The organism is Pseudoalteromonas sp. SR44-5, assembly GCF_014163675.1.
GTDB classification, from domain to species: domain Bacteria; phylum Pseudomonadota; class Gammaproteobacteria; order Enterobacterales; family Alteromonadaceae; genus Pseudoalteromonas; species Pseudoalteromonas rhizosphaerae.
In genome coordinates, this window is sequence record NZ_JACJDT010000010.1 from 33,313 (window position 1) to 53,638 (window position 20,326).

Sequence of the window (20,326 nt, forward strand, 5' to 3'; positions counted from 1 at the left end):
GCTGATGTAACAGAGATATAAATTTAGCGCGCAATATTCAGTCGTGAATATTGCGCGTGAGTCTTGTGCTTAGTTGGCCGCTAACTAACTGCTAACCAAATACCAACCGCGATCATCAAACTACCAGCGATGCGGTTCATCCACTTGATATTGTCACCTTGGTTTAAAAACAGCCGTAAACTTTTACCGCCAGTGGCATAGAGCATCATGCAAGTGAATTCGCTGAGCATAATGATGGCGACTAACATACTCAATTGTGGCGCAATCGCGTAGTCAATATTTATAAACGGCGGTAGCAGGGAAATCATAAACGCCCAGCCTTTAGGGTTAGCAATCGCGGTGATAAAGCCTTGTGAGAATAGCGCTTGGCGAGATACTTTTAATTTACTGTCTGCGCCTAATTTGATGGTTGCTTTTGCTCGCCACATTGAAATGCCAATGTAGACTAAATAACCTGCACCGAGCCATTTTAATACGTTAAATAGTGTCGGGTAGTTGAGCATGATACTTGCCACCCCTGCGACTGCTGCAACAGCCACAATGGCAACGCCAAGTAATTCGCCAATCATCATCCACATAGTTCTGCGCACGCCAATACTCATTCCTAAGGTCATGGCTAAAGTCATACACATCCCAGGTGTAATAGAGACAAAAAAGAAGGTGGGTATAAATACCCCCAGCACTGCGAAGTCGAGCATGTAAGCATCCGTTAGTTGCTGCAATAGAATGCGCAATAGAATACGCAATAGTAATGGTTTTCGAAAGCGTTAGAAACCAATTTGGGATAGTTAAGCGCAATTATGAGATTGTTAGCACCCGCGATAAAGCTCCGGTTTATCGCTTATTCGTAAGCTAATTGCGATCCCTATAGAGGATGCCGCTGTGATCTTCTGTGTATTGATTACAAACACTTATTTGTAAGTGGGTTTTAACAAATATATTTTTGCTTTGTTGGGTGCTTTGAATTAGGATCAAATCAGTTTAAAACCAAGAACTAATGCCCTGTGTCTAGATTATTTATTGCTATTACCACCATTTTCCTAAGTTTCACTGCAACTGCGGTTGAAGTTACTGATCTATATCAGGACGTATTAAAAGTATCTGACAAATCTCGCGATGCTCGACTAAGCGCCAGCCGCGAAGCGTTGCTAAATGTACTGGTTAAGGTCAGTGGCGATCCGAATGCGGACAAAAATCCAACGGCTCAGCGACGTAGTAAAGATATATCAGATTACATGCTCAAATTTGAATACGACGAAAAAGCCAATGGTCAGCTTAATCTCGTGGTTAAATTTGAAGCAAACAAAATCAACGCACTCGTCAAAGAACTTAATTTACCATTGTGGGGGACGCGTCGTCCGCTGGTGGCTATTTGGCTTGCCATAGAAGATAACTGGCGTCGCGAACTTGTTACCCAAGAAAGCTATCCGCAGTTAGAGCAACTAATTTATAGCACCGCAGCGCGACGTGGTTTGCCTGTCGTGGTGCCATTACTTGATTTACAAGACCGTGCATTAGTGGGAATACCTGAAGTGTGGGGAAATTTCTCTACGCCAGTCGAGCAGGCATCAAGCCGCTATAGTGCAGAGCGCAGTATTACCGCGCGTTTATACAAACAACCTGACAGTGAGGTTTGGCTGTTGGATTGGCGTTTTACTAACGATGAGCTGTTTGAAGCAAACAGAGTAACCGGTGATAAACAACAAGCCATAGCCTTAATGATTGACAGTTTAGCGGCAGGCTTGGCCAATGAATATGCGGTTGATCCAAATTCTACAACGCAGCTTGCCCAAGCGGTGTTTAAATTAAAAGGCACCACTAACTTTGTCGATATAGAGCTTGCTAAACGTCAGCTACAGAGCTTAAGCGTGGTTACCCAAGTGACAATTCGTTCTCGTACCGCTGATATGGTTAGTTTTGCGATAAATCATACTGGCAGTATGCATGATTTACAAAAAGCCTTAGAGCTCGACCGCGCTTTTCAACCCTTTGTTGACCCTCGTGCGTTTTATCCTGTGACAGCGCAAGACGATTTAGAATATCAATGGGTTGGTTTGTAATGCCGGCAATGGAGCCGGTGCAAATGGCATTGCCGGTGACGTTACCGGATGATGAAACGTTTGCCTCTTATTTTGGTGGTGAAAATTCACTGGAAGTGAGTCATTTAAAAAATGCCTTTAAAAGTTTAGCAACCACTTTTCAATATACTTATTTGTGTGGCTTAGGGGATTCAGGTAAATCGCATTTACTGTATGCAACCTGTATTCATGCTCAAGAGCATGGTTTATCAACTATGCTGCTATCAATGCGCGAAGTGATTGATTTCGGTCCTATGGTGCTCGATGGCTTAGATGCCCTTGATGTGCTGTGTATTGATGACGTGCACTTAGTAGCAGGTAACGATGCGTGGGAAAAAGCGTTGTTTAATTTTTTTAATCGTTTTAACGAACCGGGTAAGTGCTTGGTAGTGACAGCGGATCTGTTACCAGACATGCTAAATATTAGCCTGCCGGATCTTGAGTCACGATTAAAATGGGGTACGACATTTCAAATCCGTTCTATGAGTGATGATGACAAAGCCGAAGCCTTAGTAAAGCGTGCCAATATGCGCGGCTTAGAGCTCAGTGATGAATGTGCGCGCTTTTTATTAACGCGTTTGAGTCGTGATATGCGTGCGCTACTTGATGTGCTTGATAAACTTGACCATGCATCGATGGCTGCACAACGTAAATTGACAATTCCTTTCATAAAATCCACTCTAAAACTCTAAATTCTTTTACAACATAGCTTAAGTTCCCATTTTACTTAACCAGAATGGGAAAGAATTCAATAAGATTGGTATAAGGTCTGGAATCTAGCCATTGCTTTCAGTTATCATTAGCTATTACTTAAATCACCTTCTGTGACAGATCAGGTATCGAATGAACTTAGAAAATATATTAGCGCAAGCACTTGAGGCGGTCGCCAGTGCCAGTGAAATCGCGCAGCTTGAAGATATCAGGGTTAACTACCTTGGTAAAAAAGGCGAAATCACGAATCTATTAAAAACCCTTGGTAAAATTGCCCCTGAAGAACGCAAAGAAGCAGGCCAAGTAATTAACCAAGCTAAGCAAGATGTACAAGTTGCGATTAACGACAAGCGCGAATTATTAGCAAGCAAAGCCCTTGAAGAGAAATTAGCCGCTGAAACAATCGATGTAACATTACCCGGTCGTGTTATGCCAACAGGTGGTTTACACCCAGTGACGCGTACCATTGAGCGGATTGAGAGCTTTTTTGGCGAATTAGGTTTTGCGGTTAAATCTGGCCCAGAAGTAGAAGATGATTTTCATAACTTCGACGCGCTAAATATTCCTGAGCATCACCCAGCGCGTGCTGATCACGATACCTTTTACTTTAATCCAAAACTGGTGTTGCGTACGCAAACCAGTGGTGTGCAAATTCGCACCATGGAAGCTGAGCAACCGCCGCTGCGTATTATTTCTCCAGGGCGTGTATACCGTAACGATTACGACCAAACACATACGCCGATGTTCCATCAGGTTGAAGGGTTGATGGTTGATACTGATGTAAGCTTTACTGAGCTTAAAGGTATTTTGCACGATTTCTTGCGTAACTTTTTTGAAGAAGATATGGAAATTCGTTTCCGTCCTTCATTTTTCCCATTTACAGAGCCTTCAGCGGAAGTTGATGTGATGGGTAAAGACGGAAAATGGTTAGAAGTATTAGGTTGCGGAATGGTGCACCCTAACGTGCTTAAATCAGTGGGAATTGATCCAGAAAAATACACTGGTTTTGCCTTTGGTATGGGTGTAGAGCGTTTAACCATGCTGCGTTATGGTGTAAATGACTTACGTGCGTTTTTCGAAAACGATTTGAAATTCCTTAATCAGTTCCGTTAAGAGTGAAGAAATAACATGAAATTTAGTGAAAAGTGGTTAAGAGAGTGGGTTAATCCTGCAATTGACACGCAGGCTCTTTCGGAACAGTTATCGATGGCCGGCCTTGAGGTAGATGGTGTAGAGCCCGCTGCTGCAGAATTCTCTGGCGTTGTTGTCGGTGAAGTAGTTGAATGTGGTCAGCATCCTGATGCAGATAAACTACGTGTAACTAAAATCAATGTCGGTGGCGATGAGCTATTAGATATTGTATGTGGTGCGCCAAATTGCCGTTTAGGTATCAAAGTTGCAGTAGCTATGGTTGGCGCTGTATTACCGGGCGATTTTAAAATTAAAAAAGCCAAACTACGTGGTCAACCGTCTCACGGCATGCTGTGTGCATTCGTGGAGCTGGGTATTAGCGAAGAAGGCGACGGTATCATGGAGTTGCCACTTGATGCACCAGTGGGCACAGACTTACGTGAATACTTAAGCCTTGATGACAACATTATTGATGTTGATTTAACCCCGAATCGTGGTGACTGTTTAGGTATTAAAGGCATCGCTCGTGAAGTGGGCGTACTTAACAGTATTGATGTTAAAGCCCTAGAGATACCAGCGGTTGCAGCAACTATTGATGATAAAGTATCAATTGAACTAGTAAACGATGAAGCCTGCCCACGTTATTTAGGGCGTGTGATCAAAGGCATCAACCTTGACGCCACAACACCACTTTGGATGGTTGAGAAGCTTCGTCGTAGTGGCGTGCGCGCAATTGACCCTGTGGTTGATGTAACTAACTATGTGTTACTTGAACTTGGCCATCCAATGCATGCTTTTGATTTAAATGCGATTGAAGGCGGTATCAAAGTACGTAGCGCCCATGCTGGTGAAGAGCTGGTATTACTAGATGGTAATACTGCTAAGTTGAATGAATCTACCTTAGTAATAGCCGACCATAACAAAGCGCTGGCGATTGCCGGTATCTTTGGCGGTGAGCAATCAGGCGTTACCGAGCAAACAACGGATATTCTATTAGAAAGTGCGTTTTTTAATCCAGTTGCTATCGCAGGGCAAGCCCGTAGCTATGGTTTACACACAGATGCATCGCATCGTTATGAACGTGGTGTGGATTTTGCGCTGCAACATGATGCAATAGAACGTGCAACTGCGTTGTTACTTGAGATTGTAGGCGGTCAAGCAGGCCCTGTAGTTGAAGCTGTTGCAAAAGATAAGCTTCCTAAGGTCACTGAAGTGCGTCTTCGTCGTGCGCGTTTAGACCGTGTTATTGGTCATCATATTGAAGATGCGAAAGTAACCGACATTTTAACCCGTTTAGGGCTTGATGTGAAAATTGTCGATGGTGTGTGGAGTGCAGATGTACCAAGCTACCGTTTTGATATTCGTATCGAAGAAGATCTAATTGAAGAAGTTGCTCGCGTATATGGTTACAACAGTATTCCAAACGTAGCTCCGACTGCTAAATTAAAAATGACCACTCATAACGAAGCCAATATTGCAGTGAGCAAATTTCGCAATACGTTAGTGACTCGTGGTTATCAAGAAGCGATCACTTACAGCTTTGTTGATCCTAAAGCACAGGCTATTTTACACCCAGACAGTGACGCGCTTATTTTGCCACATCCAATTTCGATTGAAATGTCGGCAATGCGTGTGAGCCTTATGCCAGGTTTACTTGCATCAGTAATGTATAACCAAAACCGCCAGCAGCCACGTATTCGTTTATTTGAGCATGGCCTTAAATTTCTACGTGATGAAAACGCAGAGAATGGCGTAAACCAAGTTGCAGTTATCGGTGGTGCTATTACTGGTCTGGCACATGGTGAACATTGGGTTGAAGAAAAGCGCACCGTTGATTTTTATGACTTAAAAGGTGACGTTGAAGCATTACTTTCATTAACCAATGATATAACGCGTTTTGAAATCAAAGCGGAGCAATCAGATGGCTTACATCCGGGCCAATCTGCGGTGATTTATGTTGAAGGTAAAAAGGTCGGTTTCTTTGGTGCTATTCATCCTCAAGTACAAAAATCGTTAGATATCAATAATGCGACTTACGTGTTTGAAATTGAAATGACAGCCATTGAAAAAAGAAATTTACCAGAGGCTGTAGGGGTTTCGAAGTTCCCTTCAAACCGCCGCGACATCGCTATTTTAGTGGAAGATCAGGTGAAATCTGGCGACATTTTATCAGTGATAGAAAAAGTTGGCGGAAATCAATTGGTTGACCTAAACTTATTCGATGTGTATAAGGGCAAAGGTATTGAGCCAAATTATAAGAGTTTGGCGATTGCTCTAACACTGCAAGCGGTTGATAGAACACTCGAAGAGAAAGATATCAATCTAGTAGTTGATAACGTGGTGGCCGCACTGGCCGAACAGTTTAATGCATCGTTGAGGGACTAGATATGGCGCTTACTAAAGCCGACATAGCTGAACACCTATTTGAAAAATTGGGGATCAATAAAAAGGATGCCAAAGATTTAGTTGAAGCGTTTTTTGAAGAAATCCGCTCAGCGCTTGAAAAAGGCGAGCAGGTTAAGCTCTCTGGATTTGGTAACTTTGATCTTCGTGACAAGAAAGAAAGGCCTGGCCGTAACCCGAAAACTGGGGAAGATATCCCTATTTCGGCACGACGCGTCGTCACCTTTCGACCTGGTCAAAAGCTCAAAACTCGTGTTGAAGTTGGTACGAGCAAATAAATTAAAAAAGGCAGCGTCAGCTGCCTTTTTCTTTTCTATAAACTAAGTTTGAACGCGATTAAAAATCCCGTGGTGAAACAAACTGCCCAGCTTGAATACTGTCGTAGGTTTGCTGTGCGAGGGTATCTAATCCGCTGAGACTTTTTCCTGTTGCTGTTAGCTGCTGTTCAATTGGGAATATTTCAACATTGGTTATCCCAGAAAGCTGCGCAATTTTTGCAAAAGTATAGGCATGCTTATATTTTTCCTGCTTATAAAACAAACTGGTCAATGTGGTGAATATTTCGGGGTTTGGAGTTTGCTCAGCTTTGTTTAGCTCTAACGTTTTATACAGTAAGTCTATGGTCTTATCTTCATCAAACTTAATATAGTAGCTGGCTAAGAAAAACTGGATTTCAGCGTCCTCAGTGACACTAGGATCGTTTTCAAGCGCAAGTAATTTAGTCAGGGCTGATTGGTCATTATTGCGTGACCAGTGATAATACAACAACCCAGGGTGGTTAGTATTTTTGGTATCTTGAAATAACCGTGTCATTTCCTTGATACTGGTTAAATGCGCTTCAACGCGGGAGGTGGTTTTTTCTTTTAACTTGATATGCTCAATTTTTGCCGCCAGCGATACGCATCTATCGTATTTTTCAAAACCCTTTAATAATAAATATTTGTTATCGTCAGTCGGTTGTTTGTATTCATGGTAACGCGCCATGATCACATCAGCACGCTGTGCTTTACAGTGACTATCGGTATTTAAATCATTACATAAACCTGGGGTTTCTTTACACACCTTTGCAAGTGTCAACGGTTCTTCACACCCAGTTAATGCCAAAAAACTCAGTAAAACACTTGCTCTTAGTAACATCCCTTAACCTCACCTTAATAATTACCTTGTTATTCTAGCGTAATGAATTGATCTCTAACAGTGGAGAATAAAGTTAGTTTAAATTAGAATAGCGAAGCCCACTGAGGCGTGTTGCTCTCAAAATTCAATACGTCTTATGGCTATCCGTTCAAAAATTGTTTAATTAGGTAAATAAAATGACCTCATCTCACGAGTTAGAATACACAAATAGTTGGCAAGAACGCCAAGATTACGCAGAAAGCATGCAACCTATCATTGGTAAGCTTTATCGTAATCGTGGTATTGAAATCGCGGTATATGGCCGTCCTCTCGTCAATGCCAGTACAATTGATATCATCAAATCTCACAAAACAGTGGCACAGTTTGAAGGTACTAAACTACGTTTACGCGAAAGCTTTCCGTTTTTAGAAGCTATTAGCAAAATGGATTTAAACTCTGCCCGTATCGATATTGGTAAACTGGCTTATGGTTATTTATTTAACGATGTTGCAAATGGTCGTTCTATCGAAGAGTATTTAAACGACGAGTTAGCTGAAATTGTAAACTCACAAGCCAAAGAGCCACGCGATGTAGTGTTATATGGTTTTGGTCGTATCGGTCGTTTACTAGCGCGTTTGTTAATTGAAAAATCAGGTCCTTATGCGGATTTACGCTTACGTGCAATCGTTGTTCGTGGTGGTAAAGACGGCGACCTTGAAAAGCGTGCTAGCCTATTACGTCGTGATTCAATTCATGGTCCTTTCAATGGTTCAATCACCATTGATAAAGAACGTAATGCAATAAAAGCCAATGGTAGCTACATTCAGGTGATCTATGCTAACTCTCCAGATGAAATTGACTACACAGCATATGGTATTGAAAACGCATTGATCGTCGATAATACGGGGATCTGGAAAGACGAAGCTGGCCTTGGCTTACATTTAAAATCAAAAGGCGCTGCAAAAGTACTATTAACAGCACCGGCGAAAGGCAATATCAAAAACATCGTATATGGTGTTAATAACCACGATATCAAACCGGAAGATAAAATTGTTTGTGCAGCAAGCTGTACTACCAACGCAATCACACCAACATTAAAAGCACTTAATGATAAGTTTGGTATTAACAATGGTCACGTTGAAACAGTTCACTCGTACACTAATGACCAAAATTTGATTGATAACTACCACAAAGCAGATCGTCGTGGCCGTGCCGCAGCACTTAATATGGTGATCACTGAGACTGGCGCAGCTAAAGCTGTTTCAAAAGCATTACCAGAACTTGAAGGCAAATTAACGGGTAACGCAATCCGTGTACCTACACCGAATGTGTCTCTGGCTATTTTGAACTTAAACCTTGCGACCAGCACCACGGTTGAGGAGTTAAACTCGTTCTTACGCCATGCTGCTCTGCATTCAGAGTTACGCGACCAAATTGATTACACGGCCTCTACTGAGATTGTGTCTACCGATTTAGTCGGCAGTCGTTATGCGGGTGTAGTTGATTCAACCGCCACTATCGTTGATGACAACCGTATTGTACTTTATGTTTGGTACGATAATGAGTTTGGTTACAGCTGCCAAGTTGTGCGTTGTATGCGCGATATGGCCGAGGTTTCATTCCCAAGCTTGCCACGTTAATTGGTAATAGCTTAAAAATCTTTACAAAAAGCCAGCATTCGCTGGCTTTTTTAGTCATGAATGTTTTTTCAAAACCCAAGCCATGTGGTAGGCTGTATCCAGTTTGCTACATTTTAATAACAATGCGTCCATTATAGTGAGGCGTTATTTAATTTCTAACTAACAAGCGATGAGTTAGCGATTAATTTTTCATATATAGGTTTAATAAAATGAAAATCACCAGTAATTTTGACAGTGGCAATATCAAGGTCATTGCCGCGACCGATCCACTTAATATTCAGCTTGAGATCAATAAAGATCATTTATCTGATTTTTTTCAGTGGTTCCATTTCCGTTTAGAAACAACACCTTTTCAAAGCCATAAATTACATATCAATAACCTTGAAAATTCAGCTTATCCTGACGGCTGGGAAGGTTATCAGGCAGTTGCATCATATGATCGCCAAACCTGGTTTCGTGTTCCTTCAAACTATGCTGATGGCACGTTATCATTTGAGATTGAGCCAGAATGTGGCTGTGTTTATTTTGCTTACTTTGCACCATATAGCTACGAGCGTCACTTAGATCTAATCACATGGGCACAAAGCCAAGAAGCCTGTCAGCTTGAAACCTTAGGTGAAACACTTGATGGCCGTGATATGAGCGTACTGCGCATTGGTGGCGAAAGTGATGAAAATAAGAAAACTATTTGGATAACAGCCCGTCAACATCCAGGCGAAACGATGGCCGAATGGTTTGTTGAAGGTGTATTACATAAGTTATTAGATGATGAAGATCCACATGCAGCAGCATTGTTATCAAAAGCGGTATTTTACATCGTACCGAACATGAACCCTGATGGCAGTGCTCGCGGGCATTTACGTACTAACGCAAAAGGAGTTAACTTAAATCGTGAATGGCAAACTCCCAGCATGGAAAATAGCCCAGAAGTATATTTAGTGCTAAATAAAATGCGTGAGACCGGTGTTGATATGCACCTTGATATTCACGGAGATGAAGCGATTCCATATAACTTTGTAGCCGGTAGTGAAGGTATCCCAAGCTATGATGCACGCTTAAAAGACTTAGAAGACAGTTTTAAAGCGGCATTGCACATAGTGACTCCTGAGTTTCAAGATGTCCACGGTTACCCGAAAGATGAGCCAGGTCAAGCCAATCTAACGGTGGGGTCATCAGCTGTTGCAGAAGAATTTAAAGCGCTTGCTTATACGGTTGAAATGCCATTTAAGGATAACGATGGTTTACCAGATCCTGATTATGGCTGGTCAGATCGCCGTTCATATCAATTTGGCCAAGACACCTTGGCTGCGATTGTTAACGTAGTAGATAAATTAAGATAACGCGTTTGTACTAAGGGCATCATTCATATCGATGCCCTTAGTTTTTTTAATCGCGATGAATGGCATTAGCGACGCTAATAAAGCGATGATATTTGTTTAATGTGTTACTTAAATCTTTTCCAAGCTCTGTTCGAGCCGTATATTTAAGTTACCTGCATAAAACCACGTAGGGTTAATTAAGTTTTACAAGTAGTTGTTTTGAAAAATAAGTGTTAACAAACTTAGATCGTTTAAGTTAATATTCAAAAAGTTGCAGGGGAGGTAGTAATGTTGTTACCTTATTTCCCATAGCCATATGTCGCGCATTCTGAGTAGCTACAGCAGAGTATCGTAACTAGAAAATAATAAATATAACTATAGAGGATATCCATGGAAGCTTTTGTAAGCGCTGTTAATGATGTTGTTTGGAGTAATGCACTCATCTATTTATGCCTAGGCGCAGGCTTGTTCTATTCTGTATTAACCCGATTTGCTCAAGTTAGACATTTTAAAGAAATGTGCAAATTACTATTTAGCCCTAACACCTCAGATAAAGGGATCTCATCTTTTCAAGCATTGGCTGTGTCGTTATCTGGACGAGTAGGGGTTGGTAATATAGCCGGTGTAGCGGCAGCAATTGGCTTTGGTGGCCCTGGTGCTATTTTTTGGATGTGGATAGTGGCTTTTCTAGGAGCAAGTACCGCGTACGCCGAATCTACATTAGGGCAAATTTATAAAACAGAAGAAGATGGCCAATATCGCGGCGGCCCAGCATATTATTTTGATCGCTGTTTAGAACAAAAATGGCTGGCGATTTTATTTGCCGTGTCGGCAATTATTGCATGTGGTGTTTTTCTGCCGGGCGTGCAAGCCAATGCAGTTGGCAACGCGTTTACCCAAGTGTTTGGTGATGGCACTATGGTTTCAACGAGTTTTGGTGAAGTTGGTAGCTTTAAATTGGTTGCTTTGGCAATTATTCTTATTGTTTTAGCGTTTATTATCTTCGGTGGTATTAAGCGTATTGCTAACTTTACTCAGATTGTGGTGCCATTTATGGCGTTAGGCTACATAGTATTAGCTTTAATCGTGGTATTTTTAAATATCGATAAAGTACCTGATATCTTCTCTTTAATCATAACAGATGCGTTTACCGCACAGGCCGGTTTTGGTGCCGCTATTGGTTGGGGTGTAAAACGTGGTATTTATTCTAACGAAGCTGGTCAAGGTACCGGACCGCATGCAGCTGCTGCGGCCGAAGTTGATCACCCAGCCCAACAAGGTTTAGTGCAAGCTTTTTCTGTTTATGTTGATACTATTTTTGTTTGTACTGCGACAGCATTAATGATTTTAATTACCCAGCAATACAATGTAGTGGGTGAATTACCTGCAGGGCAATTTATTGTACAAAACGTTGATGCTGCAACTGAAGTTGGTTCAGCTGCTTTCACGCAAATGGCTTTATTCAGCGTGTTTGGTGGTTTTGGTGAAGCATTTGTTGGAATTGCATTGTTCTTCTTCGCTTTTACTACAATACTTGCTTATTATTATATTGCTGAAACCAATATCGCATATTTAAATCGTTATTTTAAAGGTACTATTCCGCTTGTGATGGTGAAATTTGTGATTATGTTTATGGTGTCATATGGCATGGTAAACAGCTCTGGTTATATCTGGAGTATTGGTGACATTGGTGTAGGTTTAATGGCTTGGATAAATATATTGGGCATTTTATCAATATTCTTTGTGGCTAGACCTGCGCTATTATGTTTGCGCGATTACGAAGATCAGAAGAAAAAAGGCGGGGATATCACATTTGACCCTGTTAAGTTAGGGATCAAAAACGCTACTTTTTGGGAAAAGCGTCTCGCAAAACAATCAAAAGACTCTCAGTTATAGGATTGAGTGGTGTAATCAGAGATGTTTTGGTTATTGTAAAAATTAGATACTCGTTGTTTTTCGGATCTCAGCTATTGGCTGCAATTGAAAAAAGACAACGACAAATAAAACACGTACAATAAAGGGCGCCGCAAGGCGCCTTTTTTATGCGTAGATTTTTATGCGAAGTATGGAGAAAGATATGGCAATTGTTCGTTGTCCTAGTTGTAATAAGTCAATATCCGATAAACACCAACAGTGCCCTCACTGTGAGAATAATGTAGCGCAGCTTGATGATGAACAACGTCAACAGCTAGCGCGCGAAAAACGCATTCAAAAACAACAAATGTTTATGAATCATTCTTTTTTTGCTTTACTGATATTTTTAGGTGGATTCTTTAGTTTATACTTTTTACATCCAGAACCTGAAACTCCATCGTGGTACGCATGCTCCGCAGCCATTGCAATCGGTTGTATTTGGTATTTAATAAACCGCGTTATTTTAGTGACTTTAAAAAAGAAAAAATGACATGAACATCGATAATCTCGTAAAAACAATTACCCCAGAATTATTCGAACGCCTCCAGTATGGTGCCGCAACAGGTAAGTGGCCTGATGGCACGGTACTCAGTGACGAGCAAAAGCAGCAGACAGTGCAATTAGTCATGCTTTACCAAGCAAAAGTAGCGCAAACAAATGAGCAATTCACCATCGGTTCTAATGGTGAAATGGTGCAAAAAACCAAAGCACAATTGCAAAAAGAATTTACCGCAGACAACGAAATAGCAAGGTTTAGTGAACATGATCTTTAAACACCTTTTTACCCCGAAGTGGAAGCACCCGAAGCAACAAGTACGTTTAGAGGCAATTGAAAAGCTAGATGTAGAGCGTGATGCGACGATTTTAAATGCATTAGCTCTGGAAGATAGTTCAGCAGAGATCCGTAAAAAAGCGCTTAATAAAGTCAATGATTTAGTGCTGTGGTGGCAGGCGTATAAACAAGATCAAAGTTTAAAAGAATTAGCAGAACAGCATATATCAAATGCCGTACTGAGTGATGAAAGTAACTTATCTAGCCACATTAAAAACGAATACATAGAGCGTTTTGCTCCGGTAAAAACGCTTGAAAAACTTGCATTTGCAGAAAAAGAACTGCAAGTAAGAGCGAAGCTATTAAAACGTTTGGCTAATCCTAAGTTAGTTGAAAAGGCGTTCAAAGAAGGTTCAAGCGAACTACAAGTGCACCTTGTTGAGCAAGTGATCACCCATCAATTAGTGAAAAGCTTAGTTAAGCATGCACATGATGAGGCAAAATTAACCCTTGAGACGCATATAGAAAATGAGCGTTTAGCAATTGAAATGCCATTAAAAGTACAAAATGATACTCGTGTTATTTTGGCAAAACTTAATGCATTACGTGAAAAACAAGACTATGCGCTTGTTACTCAACAATATGGTGAGTTAACCCAGCAATGGCAGGCACTTGATCTAACCTGGTTAAATCCAGAACAACGCGAGACGGTTGCAAATAAATACATCGTACTAACCGAAAAATTAAATGAGTTAGTTAGTCAATTACAAGCTGTTCATGAGCAGCAACAACAACGGTTAGCTCAGCAGCAACGACAATTATTGGCGTTGGCAAATTTAGAAGCGTTAAGTGATGAAATTGAAAATGCGCTACAAGTTGGCTTAGAAACACCAGAGCAAATACAACAAGATTGGTTGGAAGCTAAAGTTGCACAAGCACAGGAAACACTGACACAAAGCGAACTGCAAGACGGCGGGCAAAAAAACCAAGTGACTGGCAGATTAACAAGTTTGTTTAAGCAAGTAGCTAAATTACCAGAGCTTAGTGAAGCGATCAGGGTTTTTAAAACTTCATTAAAAGAATTGAGCAGTATCAACACTGACGATATTGACCAAGCAAATTATGATGAGGCTAATCGCCAATTTAAGCAGACGTATAAAGCGGCGAATGCATCTTTAGCTCAGTTACCTAAGCCGTTACAAGGGCCTTTTAAAGCACAATTAAATGAGCAACAACAACGCTGGAATAAAGCTGTTGCACCTATTAGTGATACATTAACAAAAAATCAGCAACAAGCTACTCGCAAAGGACGCGATGTTCAGCGCCTTATTGAACAAGGCCGTTTTAATGTTGCATTTGGTGTGTTTAAAGGCTTTATTGAGCTGTATGAAACGTTAACTCCAGTTAGTCAGCAAAGTCTTGAAAAAGTCAAAGCAGATCTTGAGCAGCAGTTAGAAAATGCTCGTGATTGGCAAAAGTATGCGTCTGCCCCTAAGCGTGAAGAGCTACTAACTGAAATTACCAGTTTGCTCAATCAACCTTGCACAGATGCCAAGGCGCGCGCAAACGAAGTGAAAACATTACGCCGTCGTTGGAATGAGCTTGGACGTTTAGATACCGAGCAAGAGCAGGCGCAAGGTAAAGAGTTTGATGACAAGATAGAGCTATTATTTGCACCATGTCGTGAACATTTTGCGCAACTTGAACAACAGCGCGAAACGACGAAACTTGAACGCGAAGCGATTATCACTCAGATGAAATCATTGGCTGATACTGATACGACGAGCGATGAGTTTGATTGGAAAGAGTTTGAAAGCCAATACAATCGTATCAATAAAGTATGGCGTAATGCTGGTAATGTAGAGCCAAAAGTATACCGTGCTTTGCAAACACAATATAAAGCGCAGCAACAGCAAGTATTCAATGCGTTGAATGCGTTTCATAAAAGCAACGCGGCAGCAAAAAATGCACTCGTTGAACAAGCACAGCAATTATCAGTAAGTGAAGACTTAGCTGATGCTTGTCAGCAGCTCAAAGAGCTGCAACAGCAGTGGCAGGGAATAGGCTTTGCGGGTGTAAAAGCTGAAAATGCATTATGGCAAAAATTCCGTCAATGCAACGATGTGACATTTGCCAAACGCAGTGAAGAGTTTGCTCAGCATAAGCAGCAACAAGCCGCCGACAACGCAGTTATCGCAGCACAGTTGAGTGAACTTGAAGACGCATTACCAGCGGTTAATCAAAAAGCGCAATTACTAGATTTACGCACTAAGCTAATTGTGCTTGAAGGGAGCAAAGAATTAAATAACCGCATGCAAAAGCTATTAGCTAACATTGATGGTAAATTAGCCGTGCTGACAGAACAAGCAGCACAGGCTGATTTTAGCGCTTTATTTAGTGCGCTTGAAAACCAGCAAGCAATACCTGCACAATGGCAAGGGTGTGCTGATACGCATTTAACCATTACGCAACTGATGTTAAGAATGGAAATTCTAGCTAATGTTGCCAGTCCTGAGGGAGCACCTCGTATGGCTGAGCAGGTTGCAATGCTTGACGATAAGCATCGCGGTGAACAAGCTGATCTACATTATTACTTAAAACAGTTATTGGCTCTGGCTCAAGGTTCAGTTGATGCTGACACACTAGGACGTTTAAAAGCGGTATTTAGCATTTAAATAATCTAGGGCGCCGCAGATTAAATAAAGCCGCCGTTGTGCGGCTTTTGTTTTTATTTGGTTTTTGACGATAATATTATAGTAAAGGAAAAACAATGAAGTATATTTTATTAATTAGCTGTTTATTACTCTCTGCTTGTAACACCACGAACGGCGTATCTGTTTATTCATTTACTAGCAGCGAAATTGAAACAGCACTTAACCAGCAATTACCAAAACTTAGTGAAGAAGTCAGCTTGATGGGGTTACCTGTACAGTTTAATGTGAATGATTTAAGCGTGAATGTCGGCCCTGATAATCGTGATGTAATCGTATTAGGTGCAGATTCGAGTGCTGTTATAAATGCTTTCGCACTTAAATACCCAGTGCGTCTGAAGCTGCAAATAGAAGGTGCGCCATTTTATGATAGTGAGAAAAAAGCGGTATTTCTACGGAATGTAAAATTGCTTGATTCAACTATCGACGCGGGCGGTTTTAAGGGAAACCTAGCGGTGCTTGATGATGAAGCAATGAAAGTTATTAACGGATTTTTAGCTGTAAACCCAGTCTATAGATTAAATATGAATGATCCTAAGGTTGCGCTATTAAGTAAATTACCTTTAGATATGAAAGTAGAGCAGGGCGCAATTAAATTAGTACCTAGCATTTAAACTAATATTATTCAGATGGTTGAAGCCCTGCACGTACAGGGCTTTTTTGTATCTGTTTAAATATAAGTAAGGTGGTTGTTGCTTAATTTAAAAGGGGAGGTACACGCTATAAGGGCTGCTATTTATAACCGTCATCGAGATATAAATTAAAAGAATAATTTTATTATATAGGTACAAGTTGTGTGTTTAATCGACTATACTGATTGTTAGTTAAACACCCTTAATTGCCTTCTTTATGGATAAAGAGCCTATTATGAAAAAATGTAACGTGATATTCAGTGCAACGATGATAGCTGTATTCTCGGTTGTAGCTTTTGCTAATGAGCCCGATTTAAATTCTAATCCTTTTCTTGCAGAACATGCAGCGCAACAGCAGGGCGCTCAGGTGTTTTCTTTTACAGAAACGCCAATTGAACTGCACGAACATGATAAAGTTAATGCAGCTCAAGATACAGACTATATACGGCTCGCTGTAGAGACGAAAACGAATGGGTTTGCGTTAGTCGACACATCTCAGATCAAAGATATTGATAAAGTCATTGCAGAGCAAAAATATGGCCATGAACTATTTCTGCACAGCTTGAAACCTGAAATCATGGCTGCGCAATCAACCGCAGACCAAACTAATTTGTCTGAGCAATTTGCAGGAGACACAGTTGCTTTAGATAATATATTGTTGCAACAAGAATTTACTGTTATGAGTAAAACCGTTGGCGGAAATTTTATTGCCGGTAGCGGTTGGGATCAGTTAACTCAGATTGTCAAGAATGATACGTTTGGTACTGTGATTATAAAAATGTTTAGTTTTAGTCAAAGCAGTGGCGTATATATTGATGCGGACGCGGTGAATTATTATGTAAATAGCAACCCTGGGGTCCTTTATGTACTTAAAGACAATAGCGATAATGTGTACACGAGTTTATCTTGGGCTGACCAAAAGCAATCCTATTCTATTGGTCTTGAAAAAAACATTAATGATATTGGTTTAGAGGGGCGGTTTAAAACGCTAATAACGTCGATGTAGTTGTATTATAAAGTGATCAAATGAATTTATGTAATTGCGAAAATATTGAGATGAACGTTCGTTTTAAAATAAAGCGATTACATACTATTTATGTTAATTAAGCATGTTAAGTATATTTTTCAGCGCTGATAAAGTGAATAATAAACCACTTAACTTTAATAAATGACTATACTAATCTTATTGATTAATCTTAGTTTAAATAAAATCCTTAAAAACTGCTTAATCAGCTTGGCCTATTTTAAAGAATAGGCTTATAATTTAGTTGAATCATATCTAATTTATAACTTTACAACTTAGTGAGTAAAAAATGAAAGAAGTTAAAGCTTTTATTAAATCAGCGAGTCTATCAGACTTAGAAAAAGCACAGGCATTACTTGGCGATGCGATTGCAAAATATACGCAGCAGCAGCAAGCGAAACAAGAAGTACTTGATCTGTTAAAAGCAAAAGGTCTTACTCTTGATGATCTTCAAGACGGTGCCAACGATAAACGCACAAAAGTAATGCCTAAATACCGTATTGAGTTTGAGGGTGAAATTGTTGAATGGACTGGCCGTGGTAAACGCCCTAAAGCATTCCAAGGTGTTGAACTTACCGACCACTTAGCTTAATACTGTAGGGGGTGTATACCCCCTCTTTATTTACAAAATAGTTATTACCCCATTATTTGTTGACCCCTTCGAAGTTGCCACTATGACGTATGTACTACGACCCTATCAACAAGAAGCGGTTGATCGCACTGTCGCTCATTTTCGTAAAACCTCAGATCCTGCTTTAATTGTATTACCTACGGGTGCAGGTAAAAGCTTGGTGATCGCTGAGTTAGCGCGAATTGCCAGAAAGAAAATTTTAGTACTTGCCCATGTCAAAGAGCTTGTTGAGCAAAATGCTGAAAAATATAAAAGCTTTGGCCTTCAGGCGAGTATTTTTTCTGCGGGTTTAAAACAAAAGTCATTGCTACATCAAGTAACGTTTGCCAGTATCCAATCGCTGTCACGCAATCTTGAGCAACTTAACGAACATTATTCGTTAGTGATCATAGATGAATGTCACCGTGTCAGTGGTGAGCAAGATAGCCAGTACCAAAAAGTGATCGTTGCGCTAAAAGCATATAATCCGCAGTTAAAAGTACTTGGACTTACCGCTACGCCTTATCGTATGGGAATGGGCTGGGTTTATTATCGTCATTATCATGGTTTTGTTCGAGGCGATAAAGCGAGTCCATTTCGAGAATGTATTTTTGAACTACCCCTACGTTATATGATCAAGCATCATTATTTGACTGCGCCAAAGGAAGTGGATGCGGCGATCAGTCATTATGATTTTTCTTCTTTACAAAGTGATTCCTTCGGACGCTATACAGCCGATGATATGAACCAGTTGCTAGAAAAGCATAGCAGAGCAACCAAAGCTATTATGCAGCAAGTTATTCAGTACAGCGAGCAACGCCAAGGGATCATGATTTTTGCTGCGACTGTAATGCATGCAAAAGAAGTCTATGGTTATTTGCCTGAACAACAAACGGCTTTGATCACCGGGGATACTCCTAACGCTGAACGTGACCGTATTATTATGGAATTTAAGCAGCGCCGACTAAAGTATTTAGTCAATGTATCGGTGCTCACCACTGGGTTTGATGCGCCTCATGTTGATTTTATTGCTATTTTACGCCCGACAGAGTCGGTTAGTTTATACCAACAAATTGTTGGTCGAGGCCTGCGTTTAAGCGAAGGGAAAACCGAGTGTTTGGTAATTGATTATGCAGGTAATGGCTTTGACTTATTTTACCCCGAAGTAGGAAGTAAAAAAGGCGATAGTGATAACGAGCCTGTACAAGTACTTTGCCCGGGTTGTGGTTTTGCCAATATATTTTGGGGAAAAACCGATACACAAGGTAAAGTGATTGAGCATTTTGGCCGTCGCTGCCAAGGTTTACTCGAAGATGATGATGGCTCAAAAGAGCAATGTGATTACCGTTTTCGCTTTAAAGAATGTGAAGCGTGTGGTGCGCAAAATGATATTGCCGCACGTCAGTGCCAGTCTTGCCATGAGGTAATGGCTGATCCTGATGATAAACTACGTGCTGCATTAAATTTAAAAGATGCATTGGTATTACGTTGCAGTGGTTTAAGTGTTGTTAGCCTTGCAAATAACGAACATATTATTAAAGTTACTTATTATGATGAAGATGGTGCTAGTTGCGATGAAATTTATGATTTCTCAAAGTCCGGCGCCCGTTATGCGTTTAATAAACAATTTGCTCAGGGTACTGCTAATGGTCAAACACCCACAGAATATAAGTCAGCTGGACAAGTTATTGCTGGACAGATGCAGCTTGTTGCACCGGATTTTGTTATTGCTAGAAAGAGTAAAAAATATGGCTGGAAGGTTGCCGATAAACTATTTGATTATCAAGGTAACTTCAGAAAGGCAAATCAGCTAAGCTATTAATAAGCTTAACTGATTTTAGACTTAGGCGTCGTCGCCATCCATTAATCCCCAGCCATCACCATAACCGTTATAGCCATTTGCAATACTTTCTAAATATTGCTCTGTTTGGCCAAGTAAAGTGTGATCTGGCACCATCTCTACCTGAGTTACCACTTCCCAAATACCGGTGTCTGTGCATTGCACTAATTCGGTGGCAGGGGAGAGTTCATCTTTGGCTATCGCGGTGGCAAACTTTTCGGCATCTACTTTTTGCTCAAATAAAATATAGAAATCAATTTTGTGCATTTGGGCCAAATCTATACCCGCAGCGGCGATTTCAGCTAAAAGTTGGCCATTGTCATCATCAGGAAAGTGCATTTAAAAACTCAATAAAATTATTTCAAATTAGTATCGACTATTGTAACCAAAATAAAGCACATAAGCGTACTAATTTTCACATTTGA

18 protein-coding genes are annotated in these 20,326 nt (G+C 40.6%); 15 read left to right on the top strand and 3 right to left on the bottom strand.

Features of this window, described 5'->3' with window-relative positions:
* Positions 1-80: 80 nt before the first annotated feature.
* Positions 81-698, bottom strand: a complete 618-nt coding sequence (locus H5154_RS07710) for a LysE family translocator (RefSeq protein ID WP_182717982.1) — start codon at positions 696-698, stop codon at positions 81-83.
* Between the two features lie 306 nt (positions 699-1,004).
* Between H5154_RS07710 and H5154_RS07715 the strand changes: the two genes are divergently transcribed.
* The 5 genes from H5154_RS07715 to ihfA all read left to right on the top strand — a co-directional run bounded on the left by H5154_RS07715 (position 1,005) and on the right by ihfA (position 6,601).
* Positions 1,005-2,060, top strand: coding sequence for a DUF2066 domain-containing protein (locus H5154_RS07715; RefSeq protein WP_182717933.1), 1,056 nt, complete (start codon positions 1,005-1,007; stop codon positions 2,058-2,060).
* Positions 2,060-2,770, top strand: a complete 711-nt coding sequence (gene hda, locus H5154_RS07720) for a DnaA inactivator Hda (protein WP_179959227.1) — start codon at positions 2,060-2,062, stop codon at positions 2,768-2,770. Before H5154_RS07715 ends, hda begins: the two co-directional genes overlap by 1 nt.
* A 151-nt stretch (positions 2,771-2,921) precedes the next feature.
* A complete protein-coding gene (gene pheS, locus H5154_RS07725; RefSeq protein ID WP_145241591.1) occupies positions 2,922-3,902 on the top strand; it encodes a phenylalanine--tRNA ligase subunit alpha in 981 nt (326 codons plus the stop codon).
* A 15-nt stretch (positions 3,903-3,917) separates the two neighbouring features.
* A complete protein-coding gene (gene pheT, locus H5154_RS07730; RefSeq protein WP_182717934.1) occupies positions 3,918-6,305 on the top strand; it encodes a phenylalanine--tRNA ligase subunit beta in 2,388 nt (795 codons plus the stop codon).
* 2 nt (positions 6,306-6,307) lie between these two features.
* Positions 6,308-6,601, top strand: a complete 294-nt coding sequence (gene ihfA, locus H5154_RS07735; protein WP_016707763.1) for an integration host factor subunit alpha — start codon at positions 6,308-6,310, stop codon at positions 6,599-6,601.
* Between the two features lie 58 nt (positions 6,602-6,659).
* On the opposite strand, the gene H5154_RS07740 is transcribed toward ihfA, so the two are convergent.
* Positions 6,660-7,460, bottom strand: coding sequence for a DUF2989 domain-containing protein (locus H5154_RS07740; RefSeq protein ID WP_182717935.1), 801 nt, complete (start codon positions 7,458-7,460; stop codon positions 6,660-6,662).
* A 176-nt stretch (positions 7,461-7,636) separates the two neighbouring features.
* Between H5154_RS07740 and H5154_RS07745 the strand changes: the two genes are divergently transcribed.
* The 10 genes from H5154_RS07745 (at position 7,637) to H5154_RS07790 (ending at position 19,883) form a co-directional block, all read left to right on the top strand.
* On the top strand, positions 7,637-9,079 hold the full coding sequence (locus H5154_RS07745; protein ID WP_145241596.1) for a glyceraldehyde-3-phosphate dehydrogenase: 1,443 nt from the start codon (positions 7,637-7,639) through the stop codon (positions 9,077-9,079).
* Between the two features lie 209 nt (positions 9,080-9,288).
* Positions 9,289-10,419 (top strand): carboxypeptidase family protein, encoded by a 1,131-nt coding sequence (locus H5154_RS07750; RefSeq protein WP_149982910.1) that lies wholly within the window; start codon positions 9,289-9,291, stop codon positions 10,417-10,419.
* A gap of 369 nt (positions 10,420-10,788) precedes the next feature.
* Complete coding sequence (locus H5154_RS07755; RefSeq protein WP_182717936.1) at positions 10,789-12,294, top strand: sodium:alanine symporter family protein; 1,506 nt, start codon at positions 10,789-10,791, stop codon at positions 12,292-12,294.
* A gap of 181 nt (positions 12,295-12,475) precedes the next feature.
* Positions 12,476-12,802 carry a hypothetical protein gene (locus tag H5154_RS07760; RefSeq protein WP_149982912.1) on the top strand — a complete coding sequence of 109 codons (327 nt, stop codon included), beginning with the start codon at positions 12,476-12,478 and terminating at the stop codon, positions 12,800-12,802.
* A 1-nt stretch (position 12,803) separates the two neighbouring features.
* Positions 12,804-13,085, top strand: coding sequence for a YeaC family protein (locus tag H5154_RS07765; protein WP_016707757.1), 282 nt, complete (start codon positions 12,804-12,806; stop codon positions 13,083-13,085).
* The gene (locus H5154_RS07770; RefSeq protein ID WP_182717937.1) at positions 13,075-15,759 is read left to right on the top strand and encodes a DUF349 domain-containing protein; all 2,685 of its coding nucleotides are present in this window, start codon (positions 13,075-13,077) and stop codon (positions 15,757-15,759) included. The genes H5154_RS07765 and H5154_RS07770 overlap by 11 nt, the downstream gene beginning before the upstream one ends.
* Positions 15,760-15,854: 95 nt before the next feature.
* Entirely contained in the window at positions 15,855-16,409 is a 555-nt protein-coding gene (locus tag H5154_RS07775; RefSeq protein ID WP_182717938.1) for a DUF1439 domain-containing protein, read from the top strand.
* Positions 16,410-16,662: 253 nt separating this feature from the next.
* Positions 16,663-17,433, top strand: a complete 771-nt coding sequence (locus H5154_RS07780) for a hypothetical protein (RefSeq protein ID WP_182717939.1) — start codon at positions 16,663-16,665, stop codon at positions 17,431-17,433.
* A gap of 307 nt (positions 17,434-17,740) precedes the next feature.
* The gene (locus H5154_RS07785; protein WP_149982916.1) at positions 17,741-18,043 is read left to right on the top strand and encodes an H-NS family nucleoid-associated regulatory protein; all 303 of its coding nucleotides are present in this window, start codon (positions 17,741-17,743) and stop codon (positions 18,041-18,043) included.
* Positions 18,044-18,125: 82 nt separating this feature from the next.
* Positions 18,126-19,883 carry a DEAD/DEAH box helicase gene (locus tag H5154_RS07790; RefSeq protein ID WP_182717940.1) on the top strand — a complete coding sequence of 586 codons (1,758 nt, stop codon included), beginning with the start codon at positions 18,126-18,128 and terminating at the stop codon, positions 19,881-19,883.
* A 21-nt stretch (positions 19,884-19,904) separates the two neighbouring features.
* Here the strand turns inward: H5154_RS07790 and H5154_RS07795 are convergent, their stop codons facing one another.
* Positions 19,905-20,240: a ribonuclease E inhibitor RraB gene (locus H5154_RS07795; RefSeq protein WP_182717941.1), complete on the bottom strand. Its 336-nt coding sequence runs from the start codon at positions 20,238-20,240 to the stop codon at positions 19,905-19,907.
* Between the last annotated feature and the right edge of the window lie 86 nt (positions 20,241-20,326).

What these genes read in the sequence shown, in the direction of transcription:
- H5154_RS07780 (WP_182717939.1), top strand. Translation starts at nt 16,663, where the DNA reads ATGAAAAAATGTAACGTGATATTCAGTGCAACGATGATAGCTGTATTC.
- H5154_RS07785 (WP_149982916.1), top strand. Translation starts at nt 17,741, where the DNA reads ATGAAAGAAGTTAAAGCTTTTATTAAATCAGCGAGTCTATCAGACTTA.
- hda (WP_179959227.1), top strand. Translation starts at nt 2,060, where the DNA reads ATGCCGGCAATGGAGCCGGTGCAAATGGCATTGCCGGTGACGTTACCG.
- H5154_RS07790 (WP_182717940.1), top strand. Translation starts at nt 18,126, where the DNA reads ATGACGTATGTACTACGACCCTATCAACAAGAAGCGGTTGATCGCACT.
- H5154_RS07710 (WP_182717982.1), bottom strand. Translation starts at nt 698, where the DNA reads ATGCTCGACTTCGCAGTGCTGGGGGTATTTATACCCACCTTCTTTTTT.
- H5154_RS07775 (WP_182717938.1), top strand. Translation starts at nt 15,855, where the DNA reads ATGAAGTATATTTTATTAATTAGCTGTTTATTACTCTCTGCTTGTAAC.
- H5154_RS07740 (WP_182717935.1), bottom strand. Translation starts at nt 7,460, where the DNA reads ATGTTACTAAGAGCAAGTGTTTTACTGAGTTTTTTGGCATTAACTGGG.
- H5154_RS07745 (WP_145241596.1), top strand. Translation starts at nt 7,637, where the DNA reads ATGACCTCATCTCACGAGTTAGAATACACAAATAGTTGGCAAGAACGC.
- H5154_RS07750 (WP_149982910.1), top strand. Translation starts at nt 9,289, where the DNA reads ATGAAAATCACCAGTAATTTTGACAGTGGCAATATCAAGGTCATTGCC.
- pheT (WP_182717934.1), top strand. Translation starts at nt 3,918, where the DNA reads ATGAAATTTAGTGAAAAGTGGTTAAGAGAGTGGGTTAATCCTGCAATT.
- pheS (WP_145241591.1), top strand. Translation starts at nt 2,922, where the DNA reads ATGAACTTAGAAAATATATTAGCGCAAGCACTTGAGGCGGTCGCCAGT.
- H5154_RS07795 (WP_182717941.1), bottom strand. Translation starts at nt 20,240, where the DNA reads ATGCACTTTCCTGATGATGACAATGGCCAACTTTTAGCTGAAATCGCC.
- H5154_RS07765 (WP_016707757.1), top strand. Translation starts at nt 12,804, where the DNA reads ATGAACATCGATAATCTCGTAAAAACAATTACCCCAGAATTATTCGAA.
- H5154_RS07760 (WP_149982912.1), top strand. Translation starts at nt 12,476, where the DNA reads ATGGCAATTGTTCGTTGTCCTAGTTGTAATAAGTCAATATCCGATAAA.
- H5154_RS07770 (WP_182717937.1), top strand. Translation starts at nt 13,075, where the DNA reads ATGATCTTTAAACACCTTTTTACCCCGAAGTGGAAGCACCCGAAGCAA.
- H5154_RS07755 (WP_182717936.1), top strand. Translation starts at nt 10,789, where the DNA reads ATGGAAGCTTTTGTAAGCGCTGTTAATGATGTTGTTTGGAGTAATGCA.
- ihfA (WP_016707763.1), top strand. Translation starts at nt 6,308, where the DNA reads ATGGCGCTTACTAAAGCCGACATAGCTGAACACCTATTTGAAAAATTG.